We start from the raw sequence: 18,064 nt of genomic DNA on the forward strand, positions 1-18,064 counted from the left end.
AAAATGTCCATATTAAAAATAACAATACAGTAGATAAAGTAATGAAATTAAACTTATCTATCACATAAATATCAATAATACTGTTAAGCGATATCGCTAATAATATGGAGCTAAACTTAAGTTGATTGAATTGATGCCGATAAAGGTCAAAGCCAACAATAAGCAAGACGACGGCTATATTAACTAATATATATATAATCATGTTGAACTCCTATCCACAATTCTTCATTTCAACATTATATCAATTAACATAAACTTAATCATTACAAAACACTCAATAAGTCTTAACTTAATTATTTTAAACGCCTTTTTTATTACTCCACAATAATGTATGTAATTGTGGAAGTACATATACATGATTCATATCACTACTTTCCATGACACGGTCAACTAATTTTTCATATCTCTCTAGTAGTTTGTAAGTATGATGCTCGACGTCATCCTCTAAATAAGGATTACCCACTTGGAGATAAAATGGAATGGATGGGTAACGATGGTGAATCATTTTCGCAAATTCATAATCTTCCTCATTAAATATGACAACTTTTAGATTGAGAGTATGGTGTACACATTGTTCTATTACTGAATCTAAAATATCTAAATTAGGTTTCATTGTGGAACTTGGTGGTTTAGGACTGATCGTTAAATCATTAATTTGTGTCATCCACGGTTGGAATTTACTGCCTTGCGTTTCTAGAGCTGTATAAATATTCTTTTCCTCGAATAAGTCGACTAAATCTTGAATACCTTTAATCAAGGCAGGATTTCCACCTGAAATCGTGACATGGTTAAAATTATCTCCACCAACTTCGCGTAATTCTTCATATATTTCTTCGGCAGAGAGAAGGCGTATATCTTCTTTAGCGCTTCCATCCCAAGTGAAAGCAGAATCGCACCAACTACAGCGGTAATCACAACCTGCTGTACGCACAAACATGGTTTTACGTCCGATCACACGACCTTCTCCTTGTATTGTAGGGCCGAATACTTCTAAAACAGGTATTTTAGCCATGATTTACTTCGCTTCCTTTGGTTGGTAGACAACATAACTTGTAGGAGTTTCGCGTAAATATACTTGTACACATTGAGGTTGGTTATCACGATCGCTTAAATAATCTTGTACCATATTGTAAATCGTTTGTGCGACGATTTCTGTAGAAGGACTTTTTCCTTTAAAAGGTGTTAAGTCATTCAGCAAGTAATGGTCAAATTGATCATGTATTAACTTTTTCAAATCACTAAAATTCACTAAAAAACCATTATGATCCAACGTATCTCCTGCAATTGTTATATTAACGAAATACGTATGGCCATGCGTTCTCATGCATTTACCAGCATCTTCACTTGGAATGTAATGTGCTGCAGAAAAGTTGAAATCTTTATTTAATTCAAATTGATAGGGATGTGTGACACTTGGATAAATTTGTTGCATCATGCTATTCAGCTCCTTTACTTTCGAGGTAATGATGTAAACCACGGGCTCTTAATTTACAAGCAGGACACTCGCCACAACCATCACCGATGATACCGTTGTAGCATGTCAGCGTATTGTAACGAATATAGTCTAATACACCTAATTCGTCACTTAATTCCCAAGTCTGGGCTTTATCCAACCACATCAGTGGTGTATGGATGACAAAATCTTTATCCATCGAGAGGCTAAGCGTAACATTCATAGATTTAATGAAGCTATCTCTACAATCTGGATATCCTGAGAAGTCAGTTTCACAAACACCAGTAATGATGTGTTTTGCGTTGATTTGATAGGCTAATGCACCTGCAAAGGATAAGAATAATAAATTACGTGCTGGGACAAATGTATTGGGGATACCGTCTTCATTTTCTTCAATGTCTAAATCATGTTGTGTAAGTGCATTGGGTGTGAGTTGAGATAATAATGACATGTCTAAGATGTGATGTTTTAAACCTTGCTCGTTGGCAATTTTTTTCGCTACTTCAATTTCGGTATCATGTCTTTGACCATAATTAAATGTAACGAGTTCAACTTCTTTAAAATGTTTCTTAGCATAAAACAAACATGTCGTACTATCTTGGCCGCCACTAAATACGACAATTGCTTTATCTTTGTTTAAGTCACTTTCAGTCATTAGTATAGCTCCTTATCGTTATTAATTTTGTGCATAAAAAAAGTCTATCTCTATAAAAAAGATAGACGTGAAGATGTAAGGACACATATCATTTTAATGTTATAACTAAAAGTATATGTATACTCGCATTCATAGTAGTAGAATACTTGTCTAGTTTTTTATAGAGGGTTTCTGCTAGGAACCTCTTTTTATTTATTTTTGTACGCAAAATAGAATAAACGATATACTATATAAAATCAAGTCACGTTCTGTGATAATAGAGTGACAAAAGTAAAAATGATTAAAATTTAACTACGGAGCACATTTATGATAGTAATGATAGATAACCATGATTCATTTACATATAATTTAATAGATTATCTTACAGTCCAAACAACTGATGACGTTCAGGTCATATCCGTTGATCAAGTCACGATTCCAATGCTTAAACAATTAGACCCTCAGGCAATTGTTATTTCTCCTGGGCCTGGTCGTCCAAGTGATTATCCTATACTTTCAACTATACTCACGGAATATTATCGAGATGTGCCTATATTAGGTGTATGTTTGGGTTTTCAAGTCATCGTTGAACACTTTGGCGGGCAAATTATACATAATGATAAACCAGTTCACGGTCATACCACAACGTTGCATCATTCAAATGAAGGAATCTTTAAGGACCTTCCTTTGTACTTTAATGTAATGCGATACCATTCGCTTATGGCCGACCCATTACAAATACCTCATTCACTAAAGGTTACTGCTTATAATAATGAAGGAATTGTTATGGCCGTACAGCACCGCGATTTTCATGTTTATGGTGTTCAATATCATCCAGAATCTATATTAAGTGAGTATGGACACGAACAGCTTAAGTTATTTTTAAATGAGGCAGGCGTTCAATATGCATATTGAATTCAATTATCGATATTACGAAGATGAGAATCAATCTAAAGATTATCATTTAATTATGGAAGAATGTTTAGACTCTGCAATTGCTTATCACCTTGATGAAGTGGGAGAGGTTGTTAATTTTGCGGAAAATGAACAACAAAAAGGGCGTTATGTGGCATTATATATGACGTACGAAGCGGCACCTTATTTTAATGATAAAATGAGCGTCAATATAATAGAAGAAAATCAAATATTGGCAGTAGCTTATTCATTTAAAGATATTCGGCATAAAAAAGAAAATGCTAGTGCAAGTCACAACAGAAAATTAAATTCCACAAAACAAAAGCATCATTTTAAATTTCATGAAAGTGATGATGTTATGATGAGAAAAATTAAATTAATACAACAAGCAATTGTAGAAGGGCACACCTATCAAGTGAATTATACGACACGTTTGTATTCGGCCATTCATTTTCCTATAACAGCATTATATGACAAACTAACAGCACATCAGAATGGACACTACACAGCTTTATTAGATACACCAGAGATACAAGTGGCTTCGATTTCACCAGAGTTATTCTTCCAAAAAGGAGATTTCAAAGAGCATGACAATGTCATCTTAAGTAAACCGATGAAAGGCACGATGCCAAGAGGTCGGTCAATCGAGGAAGATGAACAGTTATACTACGCTTTGAAGCATTCAGCAAAGGATAGAGCCGAAAATGTCATGATAGTGGATTTACTTCGAAATGATATTACTCGAATTTCGCAAAGTGGCACGATAAACGTTGATCAACCATTTATGATTGAATGTTATGATACCGTATTTCAAATGACGAGTATGGTGAGCGGTCAATTAAAGCCACAGACAAATTTAGTCGATATCATGCGCGCACTATTTCCATGTGGTTCTATCACTGGTGCGCCTAAATTAAGTACCATGAAGTATATTCAACAGTTGGAAACATCGCCTCGATCAATTTATTGTGGCACGATTGGTGTGTTGTTGCCAGATGGCCGTATGATATTTAATATTCCTATACGTACAATTGAATATAGAAATCAAGAGGCGATTTATGGGGTGGGCGCTGGTATTACCATTGATTCTATCCCTGAAAATGAAGTGCAAGAATTTCACGATAAAACTAAGATTTTGGAGAATTTATAAGATGCAATTATTTGAAACAATGAGACTTGAAAATGGTGATATTCCAAGATTAGATTATCATTTTAAAAGAATTCAAAAGTCTAGTGCAGATTTAAAATTTAATTTAAATACTCAAAAATGGCATGAATTAATACAATTGATAAGAGAAACATATCCAAAAGGCGAATATCGGTTAAAAGTAACTTTGGAGCGCGATGGACACTTAGATTATATTATTGCACCTTTACCGGAAAAGACACTATTCACTGCTCGTTTAGTTCAAAGAACACATCACGTTAATCAGAAATATTTAGTGAATAAAACTTCAGAACGTCATTATTTAGAACATAATCATGAAACAGATTTAATTCTATTATATGATGAAACAGGAAAAATATTAGAATTCGATATTGGCAATATTATGATAGGTGAGGGGAATGACTTATACACTCCAACTTATCATCAGGACTTTTTACTTGGATGTATGAGACAATCTCTTCTTGATCAAGGTAGAATGATAGAGAAAGATATTTATGTTGATGATTTAAAAAAGAAGATTCAAGCAAATCAAATTAATCTCTACTTAATTAATAGTTTACGAGAGGTTGCCGATGTCAAAATTTATATATAAAATTAGAATGAAAGATAATTTTAATAATTAAAAAGAGGTAGCCTATGGCATTATTATGGTTCGTTATATTGGTAGTGCTGGTAAGTCTAAATAAATATATTATACAAAAGTTGATGGCGAAACAGAGACACCTAAGTGCAAGAATGACTGCCACTATAACTTGCCTTTGTGCGTGTGTATTGGTTTATCTTTTAATAAAATCACTGATGCCACATGTCATTGATTTAATGAATGTGTTTTATCATCACTAATATGTATGAGGTGGAAATATGAAAGTATACAGTCAAGGCGATCAAGCCATTGTTGTATCTATAGAAAAAGATGTATCTCAAAAACTTACAGAAGATTTAATAGCGCTTAGATCATACTTAATTGATAAAGCATATCCATTTATTACTGAAATTGTACCTACTGAGTCTGATTTAATGATTTGTTATGATGCGAGAGATATGATTAAACATCACAATATACAATCACCATTTCTATATATGAAGGCTTTAATTGATTCTGTGCAATTAGAAATTAAACACAACGATGAAGCCCAACAACCATTAGAAGTGCCTATTGTTTATGGAGATGAGTTTGGACCTGATTTACCTGAATTATTGAAATACCTTAAACTTAAATTATCCGATTTTATCCAGTTACATACTGGCGAACAATATTTTGTTTCAATGATGGGATATTCTCCTGGATTTCCTTATTTAACAGGAATGCATAAAAAATTACACGTGAATCACACAAGTAAACAGAAAAAGTTTATTCCTGCTGGTTCTGTGATAATTGAAGGGAAAAAATGTGGCATCGTTACAACTGATACATACAACGATTGGTTAGTGATTGGTTATACGCCACTTCAGTTATTCTTTCCTGACCGTGAAGACTTCACATTATTAAAATTAGGAGATAATGTAAAGTTCGTTGCGAAAGAGAAAAATGAAATAGAGCTAGGAGATTTTAAATATGTCGATCATAATAGAAAATAGTGGTCTATTCAGTAGCTTTCAAGATTTTGGGAGAAATGGTTATGAGCATGATGGTGTAATCCCAGGTGGTGCGCTCGACGATTTAGCACATGAGATTGCAAATCGACTTGTAGCAAATGATAAGAATGAAGCTACACTTGAGATGACGCATAAAATGGCTGAAATTCGTTTCACTGAACCTGCACTTATTGCTTTGACAGGTGGAAACTTTAAAGCCGAAACACAAAACATCACAATCTATCCTAATAAATTATATCTTATAGAAGAAGGCGAAATACTCAAATTTAGAGAAACAAGTCGTACTTCACGAGTTTATTTAGCTGTTGGTGGGGGTTTCAAGTTAGATAACTGGCTCAATTCTACGTCGACTGATTTTAATGTGAAAATTGGTGGTTTCAAAGGAAGAAAGCTTGAAAAAGGCGATGAGATTGAACTTAAACGAGCATATTCAAAGCGACATAAAAAGTTATTTGAAAATTTAGGTGAAACACGTACGACTGATTGGGGAATAGATGGATATGCATTATCCTTCAATTATATGTCAGATGTCTTCCATATTATTAAGAATAAAGGCACAGAAGACTTTAAAAAAGATGTAATTAATCGTTTTACTCTATCCGAATATAAAGTGTCGAGTAAGACCAATCGTGTAGGGATGTTGTTAGACGGCCAAAAAATTAAAGCTTATTACGACGATATGCCAGCGCATCAGTCTGTAAAAAAGGGAACAGTGCAAGTTAAAAGAGATGGTACGCCCATTGTGTTATTGAATGATCACTATACATTGGGCAGTTACCCACAAATTGGAACCATCGCAAGCTATCATTTAACGAAGTTAGCTCAAAAGCCACAAGGTTCAAAATTGAAATTCCAATTTATAGATATTGAAACCGCAGAAAAGAATTTAGTTAAATACAGTAATTGGTTAAATCAACTATTTCATGGGATAGAATATCGCATGCAGTTGGAAATGATGAAATAAAGCGCGCATGGTTTAAAAAAATTTATTGATCACTAATAATATGCTAGTCCTAAAGTATGATGAAATGATAAACATTAATCATTATAATTAGATATTGTTTTTATAAAGAAACTAAGCAAGTTGTTTAAGGGTATAGACTCCCTTGAACTTTAAAATTACACTTTTATATCATGTTTTTGCTTGATATTTGTGTGACATTACTATATATTTATAAATTGAACTATGTATTATTATTACAATTTGGTTACAAACTTCATTATTTCTTAATAATAAGTTAACAACCTTAAAGTATAAGTGAGTTCACTCGTGTAGTGTTACTCGCTTGCATTGTTGTGTTAAAAGGTTAAATAACCTAATGAACGATGATGATCACAAATAAAACTGAGCCAATGGAACATAAAATTTTGTAAAACAACCAATAAAAATTGAATTGTCCGAAAGCGACAATATATCATTTTGATAATTAAATAATCATCTCAAAGTGACGTATCAAGTTTTGTAATTAATTTTTATCTAAAAACTTTGAAACTTTTTATTTAATTACATGACATTGGGATAAATGTTCAAAATGATTTATTACTATTAACGGAGGAAACAAACATGAGTTTACCCAAAAAGAAAATTAGTCTTTTTGCGTTTTTCTTATTAACGGTATTCACCATTACCTTAAAGACGTATTTTTCATATTATGTTGATTTTTCTTTAGGTGTTAAGGGGCTAGTACAAAACTTAATATTACTTATGAATCCTTACAGTTTAATCGCACTTACATTGAGTGTGCTATTATTCTTCAAAGGTAAGAAAGCTTTCTGGTTCATTTTTATTGGAGGATTTCTATTAACATTTTTACTTTATGCGAATGTCGTGTACTTCCGATTCTTCTCAGATTTTTTAACTTTTAGTACACTGAACCAAGCTGGTAACGTTGAGTCAATGGGTGGCGCTGTAGGTGCTTCGTTTAAATGGTATGACTTTGTTTATTTCATTGACACAATTATCTACCTTATTATTTTAATTTTTAAACGTAATTGGTTAGATACTAGAGCATTTAGTAAGAAATTTGTTCCAGTTGTTATGGCTGCATCAGTAGCTTTATTCTTCTTAAATTTAGCATTTGCTGAAACAGATAGACCAGAATTATTAACAAGAACGTTTGACCATAAATATCTTGTTAAATATTTAGGACCATACAACTTCACTGTTTATGACGGTGTAAAAACAATCGAAAATAATCAACAAAAAGCGCTTGCATCAGAAGATGATCTAACAAAAGTACTTAACTACACGAAACAAAAGCGTACTGAGCCAAATAAAGAATATTATGGTGTAACGAAAAAGAAAAATATCATTAAAATTCACTTAGAAAGTTTCCAAACTTTCCTAATCAATAAAAAGGTAAATGGTAAAGAAGTCACACCATTCTTGAATAAATTATCAAGTGGTAAGAAAGACTTTACTTATTTCCCTAACTTCTTCCATCAAACTGGACAAGGTAAAACATCAGATGCCGAGTTTACAATGGATAATAGTATGTATGGATTACCACAAGGTTCTGCATACTCACTAAAAGGCGATAACACTTACCAATCGTTACCAGCCATTTTAGACCAAAAGCAAGGTTACACATCTAATGTTATGCACGGTGACTATAAAACATTCTGGAACCGTGATCAGGTCTATAAACACTTTGGTATTGATAAATTCTACGATGCAACATATTACGATATGTCTGACGATAATATTGTTAACCTTGGTCTTAAAGATAAACCATTCTTTAAAGCATCAGCGGATTATCAATCTAAGATGAAACAACCGTTCTACTCACATATGATTACATTAACAAATCACTATCCATTTACATTGGATGAGAAAGATGCTTCAATCGATAAACCTAATACAGGTGATGCAACAGTAGACGGTTATATTCAAACGGCACATTACTTAGACCAAGCATTAGAAGAGTACATTACTGATCTTAAGAAAAAAGGTCTTTATGACAAGTCAGTAATTATGATTTATGGTGACCACTACGGTATCTCTGAAAATCATAACAACGCAATGGAAAAACTATTAGGTGAAAAAATCACTCCAGCTAAATTCACAGACTTGAACCGTACTGGTTTCTGGTTGAAAATACCTGGTAAACCAGGTGGCGTGAATAAAGAATATGCTGGTCAAATGGATGTAATGCCGACAGTACTACATTTATTAGGTATTGATAGTAAGAATTACTTAATGTTTGGTACAGACATGTTCTCAAAACAACATAATGATGTTGTTCCATTTAGAAATGGAGATTTCATTACCAAAGATTATAAATACGTAAATGGTAAGATTTACTCTAATAAAGACAATGAATTACTCACTAAGAAACCTAAGGACTTCGACAAGAATAAGAAACAGGTTGAAAAAGATCTTGAAATGAGTGACAGTGTTCTTAACGGTGACTTGTTCAGATTCTATAAAAACCCTGACTTCAAGAAAGTAAACCCATCTAAGTATGAATACAAAGCAGGTCCTAAAGGTAACGAGAAAAAATAATAATCTAACATCAATCTGGATTGAGTCGCTTAACTAAGTTTACTCAATCCAGATTTTTCCTTTCTACACAAAAGAGGACTATCAGATCCTTCGCTATTCGCGAAACATGTTATCTGATAGTCCTCTTTTTTTAATATAAGCGATTTGCAATCTAGCAAGAATGAATCATAACCACTTAACCAAGTGCAACATCAAGAATCATCATAATCGTAAATCCAAACATGAGGCTCATTGTAGCTAAATCTGTATTATTACCAGATTGAGAATCTGGAATAAGTTCTTCAACGACAACGAAAATCATTGCACCTGCAGCAAAGGCTAATGCATAAGGTAAAACAGGATTGACCACTAAAATAGCCGTAGCACCAATTGTTGCAAAGATAGGTTCAACAATTGCCGAAGCTTGTCCGTAATTAAACGATTTCCAGCGAGATGCACCCGCAGCTCTAATTGGCATAGAGAGTGCTGCACCTTCTGGAATATTTTGGATACCGATACCGATGGCAAGTCCAATGGCACCTAGAAATGTAGCTTGACCATTTCCTGATGCAACGCCACCAAAGGCGACCCCAATAGATAATCCTTCAGGAATGTTATGAAGCGTGATTGCTAAAACAAGCAATGCATTTTTACTGAGAGAGGTTTTAACACCTTCTCGTTGTTGGTTTTTATCCTGAGCATTTTGATGAATATGAGGAATCACATAATCTAATACTCGTATAAATATACCTCCAAGTACAAAGCCAATAGCGGCTGGAAGCCATGGTAATGAACTTCCTTTACTTGATTCGATTGCTGGTTGTAATAATGACCAAAAACTTGCTGCAATCATAATTCCGGCTGCAAAACCCTGCATAGAATTTAAAACTTTGTCATTTACTTTCTTAAACACAAACACAGCTGCAGCTCCAAGTGCAGTAAGTAACCATGTGATGATACCAGCTATGAGTGCTTGAATGTAAGGAGGCAAGTTTTCGAAGATTTGTGCCATAAGTAGGTCTCCTTGTATCATTTAAGCTTAAAAAGGTGTATAATATATAGAACTGAATTAAGCTTAACAAAATTATTTTAAAAATTCGATAGTTGACAAAATTCGATATTTGAAAAGGAAGATAAGCATGGAAGCATACAAAATTGAACATTTAAAAAAATCCTATGCAGACAAAGTGATATTCGATAATTTGAACTTATCCATTTCTGAACACGAGAGAATTGGACTTGTTGGCATCAATGGAACAGGTAAGAGTACATTGCTCAAAGTCATTGGTGGATTAGATGAAGATTTTACTGCGGATATTACACATCCCAACCATTATCGAATTCGTTATTCTTCTCAGAAGCAAGATTTAGATGGGGGAATGACTGTGTTTGAAGCGGTATTAAGTTCAGATACGCCAACTTTACGAGTGATTAAAGACTATGAGAAAGCTGTGAATGCTTACGCAATCGACCAAAGTGAAGCACAATTCAATGCGATGATGAAAGCTCAAGAAGCCATGGACCAAAGCGAGGCGTGGGATTATAATGCTGAAATTAAAACGATATTATCTAAATTAGGTATTAATGATACGACTAAATATGTTCGGGAACTATCAGGTGGACAACAAAAGCGAGTAGTTCTTGCCAAGACATTGATTGAACAGCCTGATTTATTATTACTAGATGAACCGACTAACCATTTAGATTTTGAATCGATTAACTGGCTAATTAATTATGTGAAACAATACCCACATACAGTTTTATTTGTAACTCACGATCGTTACTTTTTAAATGAAGTATCGACAAGAATTATTGAATTGGATAGAGGTAAGTTAACAGCATACCCAGGTAACTACGAGGATTACATAGCAATGCGTGCTGAAAATGAAGTGATTGAACAAAAACAACAAGAAAAACAAAAATCACTATATAAGAAAGAACTAGCATGGATGCGCGCAGGCGTTAAAGCTAGAACTACAAAGCAACAAGCACGTATCAACCGATTCAATAATCTTGAAAGTGAAGTGAAAGGTCAGCATACTCAAGATAAAGGTGAATTGAATCTCGCGTATTCTAGATTAGGTAAACAAGTTTATGAATTAGAGCATGTGACGAAATCGATTAATGATAAAGTGCTATTTAAAGACATTACGGAAATTATACAGAGTGGACAACGTATAGGTGTTGTAGGGCCAAACGGCGCAGGTAAAACGACACTACTTAATATCTTAAGCAACGAAGATCACGACTTTGAAGGTGTATTAAAGATAGGTCAAACAGTAAAAGTTGCCTATTTTAAACAAACGGAAGAAACACTGGATCGTGATATACGAATGATTGATTATCTTCGTGAAGAAAGTGAAGTGGCTAAGGAGAAAGATGGCACTTCAATTTCAATCACACAACTATTAGAGCGCTTTTTATTCCCAAGTTCAACACACGGTAAGAAAATTTATAAACTTTCAGGTGGCGAACAAAAAAGGCTCTATTTATTAAGATTGTTAGTCCATAAACCTAATGTACTTTTATTAGATGAGCCTACAAATGACCTAGATACTGAAACGTTAACAATATTAGAAGATTATATTGACGATTTCGGTGGTTCAGTTATTACTGTAAGTCACGACCGTTATTTCTTGAATAAAGTTGCACAAGAATATTGGTATATTCATGACGGTTACATGGAAAAGATTATAGGCACATTTGAAGATTATGAAAAGTATAAAAAAGAACAAGAACGTCAGGCTGCATTAGCTAAACAATCAGCACAACAGTCAAAGCAAAAAACACAAGTAAGAAAGAAAACAGGGCTTTCTTATAAAGAGAAATTAGAATACGAAACATTAATGACACGTATTGATGAAACGGAAACAAGATTAGAAGAAATTGATGAAGAAATGGTGGCAGCAAGTGCTGACTATGCAAAGATTAAAGAATTAAATGAAGAAAAAGAACAGCTTGAACAAACATATGAAACAGACATCACAAGATGGAGTGAACTTGAAGAAATAAAAGAACAATAAGGGGACTGTAATCATGCAAGAAACTTTATCGCATTATTTTGGTTACGAAACATTTAGGCCAGGACAAAAGGAGATTATAACCAAAATATTAGACCATCGTAATACACTCGGAGTACTTCCAACCGGTGGCGGTAAATCAATATGTTATCAAGTACCTGGACTCATGCTTGGTGGTACAACTATAGTCATTAGTCCACTTATTTCATTAATGAAAGACCAAGTTGATCAGCTTAAAGCAATGGGGATTGAAGCTGCATACTTGAATAGTAGTCTAACTCAGAAGCAACAAAAAGATATTGAAGATAAACTTAAGCAGGGTGACATTCAATTTTTATATGTTGCACCAGAGCGATTTGAGAACACATTCTTCTTAAATTTACTTAGAAAGATTGATATTCATCTTATTGCTTTTGATGAAGCACACTGTATTTCAAAATGGGGACATGATTTTAGACCAAGTTATCAAAGTGTGATTCATAAAGTATTCACTTTACCTCAAGATTTCACGATAGTAGCCTTAACAGCTACTGCTACTGCTGAAGTTCAACAGGATATTATGGAAAAGTTAAATATCGGCAAGTATGATGAAATTAAGACAAGTACGAAACGCCGTAATTTAATTTTCAAAGTGAATCCAACCTACCAACGCCAAAAATTTGTTGTCGACTATGTCACTAGCCATGATGGACAAGCTGGGATTATTTATTGTTCTACACGTAAACAGGTAGAGGAACTTAATGAAGCATTAGAAAATGAAAAAGTTAAAAGTACAATTTATCACGCAGGTTTAACGAATAAAGAGCGTGAGGCTGCACAAAATGATTTCTTATACGATCGTGTGGATGTTGTTGTAGCAACGAATGCGTTTGGTATGGGTATTGATAAATCTAATGTGAGATACGTGATTCATTATAATATGCCTGGAGATATTGAATCATATTATCAAGAAGCGGGACGTGCTGGTCGTGATGGATTGAAGAGTGAATGTATCCTTCTTTTTAGTGAACGTGATAAGGGATTACATGAATATTTTATTACAGTTTCTCAAGCAGATGATGATTATAAAGATAAAATGGGCGAAAAACTCACAAAGATGCTTCAATATACGAAAACTAAGAAATGCTTAGAAGCTACGATTGTCCATTATTTTGAACCAAATGAAAAGTTAGAAGAATGCGAACAATGTAGTAATTGCGTGCAAGAAAATAAAACATATAACATGACACGTGAAGCTAAAATGATTATTAGTTGTATTGCAAGAATGAAACAACAAGAAAGCTACAGTGTGATTATTCAAGTTTTAAGAGGCGAAATCACAGATTACATTAAATACAATGATTACAATCAACTCACAACACATGGCTTAATGAAGGATTATACAACTTCAGAATTAGCACATCTGATAGATGAATTACGATTTAAAGGTTATCTTAACGAAAATGATGAAATACTCATTTGCGATAACTCTGTGAAAAAGCTACTTAACGATAGTACAAAAGTTTATACCACACCATTTAAACAAAAGAGTAAAGAAAAAGTATACATCAATACTGTTGAAGGCGTAGACCGAGCACTCTATGGTGAACTTGTAGCAGTGCGTAAACAGTTAAGTGATAAATTAGGCATTGCACCGGTCAGTATCTTCTCAGACTATACACTTGAAGAGTTTGCGAAACGTAAACCCGAATCTAAACAGGAAATGATTTCCATCGATGGTGTAGGAAGTTATAAATTAAAACATTACTGCCCTAAATTTTTAGAAAAAATCCAAACCTATAAAACAAGTATTTAAAATGACGATAAAGTAAAATAAATGAACGTTTTATCAACTTAACAACGGCTAGATCTAATATATTTTAGATTCAGTCGTTGTTTTTTATTAGAGCGACTTTTAGAAATAGAAATGAACCATCTAATTTTTCGCTAAAATTTGGGACTTTCCATTTGTGTTTTTATACTATTTTCAATATGTGTAGAAGATTTAGAATCTTTAATAATATAATTCACGTTAAAATGTTATTTTTTAATTAAAAGTGATTTAATAGGGAATATAGTTTAAAATTGTCTACTTTTTGTAGGACGAATGAAGGTGAAATTGTGATTGAATTTAAGAATGTTACGAAACGATATGGAAATAATATTGCAGTAGATAATGTGAGTTTTAACATAAAAGAAGGGGAATTTTTTGTATTAATTGGACCATCAGGTTGCGGAAAAACAACCACACTCAAAATGATTAATCGCCTAATCCCATTAAGTGAAGGGTACATCTATTTTAAAGAGAAACCAATCAGCGATTATCCAGTTTATGAAATGCGTTGGGATATTGGCTATGTACTCCAACAAATTGCATTATTCCCACATATGACTATTAAAGAGAATATTGCTCAAGTTCCTCAGATGAAAAAATGGAAAGATAAGGATATTGATCAACGCGTCGATGAATTATTAAGTATGGTTAATTTAGAACCTGAGAAATTCAAAAATAGAAAGCCAGACGAATTATCAGGCGGTCAACGTCAACGTGTAGGTGTTGTGCGTGCATTAGCAGCTGACCCACCTGTAATTATTATGGATGAGCCTTTTAGTGCACTAGACCCTATTAGTAGAGAGAAACTACAGGATGATTTAATTGACTTACAAACAAAAATTAAAAAGACGATTGTTTTCGTGACACATGATATTCAAGAAGCAATGAAGTTGGGAGATAGAATTTGTTTGTTGAATAATGGTCATGTTGAACAGATTGATACCCCACAAGGTTTTAAAGATCATCCGCAGAGTGAGTTTGTTAAACAATTTATGGGAAGTCACCTTGAACAACAGAATGGCGATTCACTTGCACAAATTCAAATTAAAGATTTAAATGTTCACCGTCCGCTTAATGAAATGTCTGCTACTTCCAACTACCCTGAAGTAAATGAAAGTCAGAATATCGAAAGTATTTATCATTTATTAGCACAAAATGATGGTGTGATTATTTTAAATAGTAACAATCAAGCGCAGTACTTATTAAAACGTGAAGACATTTTCAATTATTTATCGGAAAGAAAGGAGCGTATCACACATGCATGAATTTCTAAGCACGTTAAGTGATAGAAAAGGACAACTCCTTTCTACGATTATTGAACATATTCAAATATCTTTTATCGCATTACTTATTGCAACAATTATTGCGGTACCTCTAGGAATACTTTTAACAAAAACTAAAAAACTATCAGAAATCGTGATGAATATTGCTGCGGTGCTCCAAACTATACCTTCATTAGCATTATTAGGATTGATGATTCCTATATTTGGAATCGGACGTGTACCTGCAATCATCGCGTTAGTCGTTTATGCATTATTACCAATATTGCGGAATACATATACTGGTATTAAAGAGGTTGATCCGTCATTAGTCGAAGCGGCTAAAGGTATTGGTATGAAACCATTCAGAAGACTGACTAAGGTAGAATTACCTATAGCGATGCCGGTCATCATGGCAGGTATTCGCACTGCAATGGTATTAATTATTGGTACTGCTACGTTAGCAGCTTTAATTGGTGCTGGTGGTTTAGGGGACCTCATTCTATTAGGTATTGATCGTAATGATAGTTCGCTTATTTTAATTGGTGCGATTCCAGCAGCTTTATTAGCTATCATTTTCGATTTAATTCTTAGATATATGGAGAAGCTTTCTTACAAAAAACTATTAATCACACTAGGTGCGATTGTGTTAGTGATTCTATTAGCAATTGTGATTTCATTATTCGCGCAAAAGGGTGACAAAATTACCCTCGCAGGTAAACTCGGTTCAGAACCTTCAGTGATTACTAACATGTACAAAATTCTAATAGAAGAGGAAACAGATGATACTGTGGATGTTAAAGATGGAATGGGGAAAACATCGTTCCTATTCAATGCATTGAAATCTGATGATATCGATGGTTATCTCGAGTTTACTGGAACAGTTCTTGGAGAATTGACAAAAGAAGATTTAAAATCTAAAAAAGAGCCAGCCGTTTATAATCAAGCGAAAACAAGCTTAGAGAAAAAGTATAAGATGACAATGTTAAAACCAATGAAGTATAACAACACATATGCGTTAGCAGTGAAGCGTGACTTTGCTAAGAAAAATAATATTAAAACAATTGGCGATTTACAAAAAGTTGAAGATAAGCTTAAACCAGGGTTCACTCTAGAGTTTAATGATAGACCAGATGGCTTTAAAGCAGTGAAAAAAGCCTATGATCTCAACATTTCAAATGTGAAAACAATGGAACCTAAATTACGTTATACTGCTGTTGAAAAAGGCGATATTAACTTAATCGACGCTTATTCAACAGATGCTGAATTAAAACAATATGACATGGTTGTATTGAAAGATGATAAACATGTATTCCCACCATATCAAGGTGCACCAATGTTTAAAGAGAAATTCCTTAAAGAGCATCCAGAAATTAAGAAACCGCTCAATCAATTAGCTGGTAAAATTACGGATGAACAAATGCAAGAAATGAATTATAAAGTAACTGTTAAAAAAGAAGACCCTTATAAAGTGGCAAAAGCTTACTTGAAAAAAGAAGGGCTTGTTAAATAATCAAGTTGAAATTCCTGGCATTGAATTGTCAGGAATTTTATTTATAAATAGGTTGAATGTCATTGATTTTAAATTACTTCATTGTATATAATGGGTATTAAGTTTTTTAAAATTTCAGTCAATTCAAGGGGAGAATTCGATTATGAAGAAACAATTAGAGCAACTATCAGCTTATGAACCTGGACTTTCTCCAGAAGCATTGAAAAACAAATACGGCATTGAAAGGGAGCTATTTAAATTAGCGTCTAATGAAAATTTATACGGTCCTACGCCTAAAGTGAAAGAAGCAATTAAACAGCACCTAGACGAATTATATTATTATCCTGAGTCAGGCTCACCAGGTCTTAGAAAGGCATTGAGTGAGCATTTAAATGTTGATGAATCACGTATTCTTTTTGGAGCAGGTTTAGATGAAGTGATATTAATGATTTCAAGAGCAGTGTTAACTCCAGGTGATAAAATCGTGACAAGTGAAGCTACGTTCGGTCAATACTATCATAACGCTATTGTTGAATCCGCAGATGTAGTACAAGTCCCGCTTAAAGATGGTGGATTTGATTTAGAGGGAATTTTACAAAGCATTGATGAACATACTGCGTTAATTTGGCTATGTAATCCTAACAATCCTACTGGTACATATTTCAACCATGAAACCTTATTCCATTTCCTAGAACGTGTTCCGAGTCATATCCCAGTGTTAATTGACGAGGCTTACGTCGAATTTGTAACTGCTAAAGACTTTCCTGATACATTAAAGTTGCAGGAAACATTTGATAATGCGTTTTTATTGCGCACATTTTCTAAAGCATATGGGCTTGCAGGCTTAAGAGTAGGGTACGTGGTAGCTTCTTCAGACGCTATTGAAAAGTGGAACATCATTAGACCACCATTCAATGTGACTAGACTTTCAGAGTACGCAGCTATTGCTGCTTTAGAAGACCAAGCGTATTTGAATGAAATTACTCAAAAATATGCCGAAGAACGCGAGAAATTCTATGCAATCCCTCAAAGTGAACACTTTTTACCAAGTCAAACTAATTTTATCTTTGTGAAAACGACGAATAGTAAGGCGCTATATGATGAATTGTTAGAAGTAGGATGTATTACACGTCCATTTCCTACTGGAGTAAGAATTACTATCGGTTTCCCTGAACAAAATCAAAAAATGATAGAAGTACTTCAAAACTTTAATTATTAGAAGAATTAAAC

16 protein-coding genes and 1 pseudogene are annotated in these 18,064 nt (G+C 33.6%); 12 read left to right on the forward strand and 5 right to left on the reverse strand.

The window, feature by feature from the left end:
* The 4 genes and pseudogenes from CD155_RS13015 to queC all read right to left on the reverse strand — a co-directional run.
* Positions 1 to 202 (reverse strand): annotated as a pseudogene (locus CD155_RS13015) (hypothetical protein); the annotation flags it as partial.
* 96 nt (positions 203 to 298) lie between these two features.
* Positions 299 to 1,012: a 7-carboxy-7-deazaguanine synthase QueE gene (gene queE / locus CD155_RS00640; protein WP_002441452.1), complete on the reverse strand. Its 714-nt coding sequence runs from the start codon at positions 1,010 to 1,012 to the stop codon at positions 299 to 301.
* Between the two features lie 3 nt (positions 1,013 to 1,015).
* The gene (queD, locus tag CD155_RS00645) at positions 1,016 to 1,435 is read right to left on the reverse strand and encodes a 6-carboxytetrahydropterin synthase QueD (RefSeq protein ID WP_103212250.1); all 420 of its coding nucleotides are present in this window, start codon (positions 1,433 to 1,435) and stop codon (positions 1,016 to 1,018) included.
* 1 nt (position 1,436) lies between these two features.
* Entirely contained in the window at positions 1,437 to 2,108 is a 672-nt protein-coding gene (queC, locus tag CD155_RS00650; RefSeq protein ID WP_103212251.1) for a 7-cyano-7-deazaguanine synthase QueC, read from the reverse strand.
* A gap of 306 nt (positions 2,109 to 2,414) precedes the next feature.
* Here queC and CD155_RS00655 point away from each other — a divergent pair, with 306 nt between their 5' ends.
* The 7 genes from CD155_RS00655 (at position 2,415) to ltaS (ending at position 9,271) form a co-directional block, all read left to right on the forward strand.
* Complete coding sequence (locus tag CD155_RS00655) at positions 2,415 to 3,002, forward strand: anthranilate synthase component II (RefSeq protein ID WP_103212252.1); 588 nt, start codon at positions 2,415 to 2,417, stop codon at positions 3,000 to 3,002.
* Positions 2,992 to 4,152, forward strand: coding sequence for an aminodeoxychorismate synthase component I (gene pabB, locus CD155_RS00660; protein WP_103212253.1), 1,161 nt, complete (start codon positions 2,992 to 2,994; stop codon positions 4,150 to 4,152). The genes CD155_RS00655 and pabB overlap by 11 nt, the downstream gene beginning before the upstream one ends.
* 1 nt (position 4,153) lies before the next feature.
* Entirely contained in the window at positions 4,154 to 4,762 is a 609-nt protein-coding gene (locus CD155_RS00665) for an aminotransferase class IV (RefSeq protein ID WP_037541173.1), read from the forward strand.
* Between the two features lie 44 nt (positions 4,763 to 4,806).
* On the forward strand, positions 4,807 to 5,013 hold the full coding sequence (locus CD155_RS13180) for a hypothetical protein (protein ID WP_037541174.1): 207 nt from the start codon (positions 4,807 to 4,809) through the stop codon (positions 5,011 to 5,013).
* A gap of 18 nt (positions 5,014 to 5,031) precedes the next feature.
* Positions 5,032 to 5,748 (forward strand): 5-oxoprolinase subunit B family protein, encoded by a 717-nt coding sequence (locus CD155_RS00675; protein ID WP_002441464.1) that lies wholly within the window; start codon positions 5,032 to 5,034, stop codon positions 5,746 to 5,748.
* Positions 5,726 to 6,730, forward strand: a complete 1,005-nt coding sequence (locus tag CD155_RS00680; RefSeq protein ID WP_103212254.1) for a 5-oxoprolinase subunit C family protein — start codon at positions 5,726 to 5,728, stop codon at positions 6,728 to 6,730. Before CD155_RS00675 ends, CD155_RS00680 begins: the two co-directional genes overlap by 23 nt.
* Positions 6,731 to 7,330: 600 nt before the next feature.
* Positions 7,331 to 9,271 carry a polyglycerol-phosphate lipoteichoic acid synthase LtaS gene (gene ltaS / locus CD155_RS00685; protein ID WP_103212255.1) on the forward strand — a complete coding sequence of 647 codons (1,941 nt, stop codon included), beginning with the start codon at positions 7,331 to 7,333 and terminating at the stop codon, positions 9,269 to 9,271.
* Between the two features lie 175 nt (positions 9,272 to 9,446).
* Here the strand turns inward: ltaS and CD155_RS00690 are convergent, their stop codons facing one another.
* The gene (locus CD155_RS00690) at positions 9,447 to 10,262 is read right to left on the reverse strand and encodes a ZIP family metal transporter (protein WP_103212256.1); all 816 of its coding nucleotides are present in this window, start codon (positions 10,260 to 10,262) and stop codon (positions 9,447 to 9,449) included.
* A gap of 121 nt (positions 10,263 to 10,383) precedes the next feature.
* On the opposite strand from CD155_RS00690, the gene CD155_RS00695 reads away from it, so the two are divergent.
* From CD155_RS00695 to hisC, 5 genes are all read left to right on the forward strand, one after another.
* Positions 10,384 to 12,273 carry an ABC-F family ATP-binding cassette domain-containing protein gene (locus tag CD155_RS00695; protein ID WP_172605874.1) on the forward strand — a complete coding sequence of 630 codons (1,890 nt, stop codon included), beginning with the start codon at positions 10,384 to 10,386 and terminating at the stop codon, positions 12,271 to 12,273.
* A gap of 10 nt (positions 12,274 to 12,283) precedes the next feature.
* Positions 12,284 to 14,065 (forward strand): DNA helicase RecQ, encoded by a 1,782-nt coding sequence (recQ, locus tag CD155_RS00700; protein WP_103212258.1) that lies wholly within the window; start codon positions 12,284 to 12,286, stop codon positions 14,063 to 14,065.
* A gap of 305 nt (positions 14,066 to 14,370) precedes the next feature.
* Positions 14,371 to 15,348 carry an ABC transporter ATP-binding protein gene (locus tag CD155_RS00705; protein WP_103212259.1) on the forward strand — a complete coding sequence of 326 codons (978 nt, stop codon included), beginning with the start codon at positions 14,371 to 14,373 and terminating at the stop codon, positions 15,346 to 15,348.
* Positions 15,341 to 16,855 (forward strand): ABC transporter permease/substrate-binding protein, encoded by a 1,515-nt coding sequence (locus CD155_RS00710; RefSeq protein WP_103212260.1) that lies wholly within the window; start codon positions 15,341 to 15,343, stop codon positions 16,853 to 16,855. Before CD155_RS00705 ends, CD155_RS00710 begins: the two co-directional genes overlap by 8 nt.
* Positions 16,856 to 16,997: 142 nt before the next feature.
* Complete coding sequence (hisC, locus tag CD155_RS00715; RefSeq protein ID WP_103212261.1) at positions 16,998 to 18,053, forward strand: histidinol-phosphate transaminase; 1,056 nt, start codon at positions 16,998 to 17,000, stop codon at positions 18,051 to 18,053.
* Positions 18,054 to 18,064 lie beyond the last annotated feature (11 nt).

Origin of the sequence: Staphylococcus caprae (assembly GCF_002902725.1) — a bacterium.
Lineage (GTDB): Bacteria > Bacillota > Bacilli > Staphylococcales > Staphylococcaceae > Staphylococcus > Staphylococcus caprae.

Coding starts and splice junctions, on each gene's coding strand:
- queE (WP_002441452.1), bottom strand. CDS start 1,012: ATGGCTAAAATACCTGTTTTAGAAGTATTCGGCCCTACAATACAAGGA.
- queD (WP_103212250.1), bottom strand. CDS start 1,435: ATGATGCAACAAATTTATCCAAGTGTCACACATCCCTATCAATTTGAA.
- queC (WP_103212251.1), bottom strand. CDS start 2,108: ATGACTGAAAGTGACTTAAACAAAGATAAAGCAATTGTCGTATTTAGT.
- CD155_RS00655 (WP_103212252.1), top strand. CDS start 2,415: ATGATAGTAATGATAGATAACCATGATTCATTTACATATAATTTAATA.
- pabB (WP_103212253.1), top strand. CDS start 2,992: ATGCATATTGAATTCAATTATCGATATTACGAAGATGAGAATCAATCT.
- CD155_RS00665 (WP_037541173.1), top strand. CDS start 4,154: ATGCAATTATTTGAAACAATGAGACTTGAAAATGGTGATATTCCAAGA.
- CD155_RS13180 (WP_037541174.1), top strand. CDS start 4,807: ATGGCATTATTATGGTTCGTTATATTGGTAGTGCTGGTAAGTCTAAAT.
- CD155_RS00675 (WP_002441464.1), top strand. CDS start 5,032: ATGAAAGTATACAGTCAAGGCGATCAAGCCATTGTTGTATCTATAGAA.
- CD155_RS00680 (WP_103212254.1), top strand. CDS start 5,726: ATGTCGATCATAATAGAAAATAGTGGTCTATTCAGTAGCTTTCAAGAT.
- ltaS (WP_103212255.1), top strand. CDS start 7,331: ATGAGTTTACCCAAAAAGAAAATTAGTCTTTTTGCGTTTTTCTTATTA.
- CD155_RS00690 (WP_103212256.1), bottom strand. CDS start 10,262: ATGGCACAAATCTTCGAAAACTTGCCTCCTTACATTCAAGCACTCATA.
- CD155_RS00710 (WP_103212260.1), top strand. CDS start 15,341: ATGCATGAATTTCTAAGCACGTTAAGTGATAGAAAAGGACAACTCCTT.
- hisC (WP_103212261.1), top strand. CDS start 16,998: ATGAAGAAACAATTAGAGCAACTATCAGCTTATGAACCTGGACTTTCT.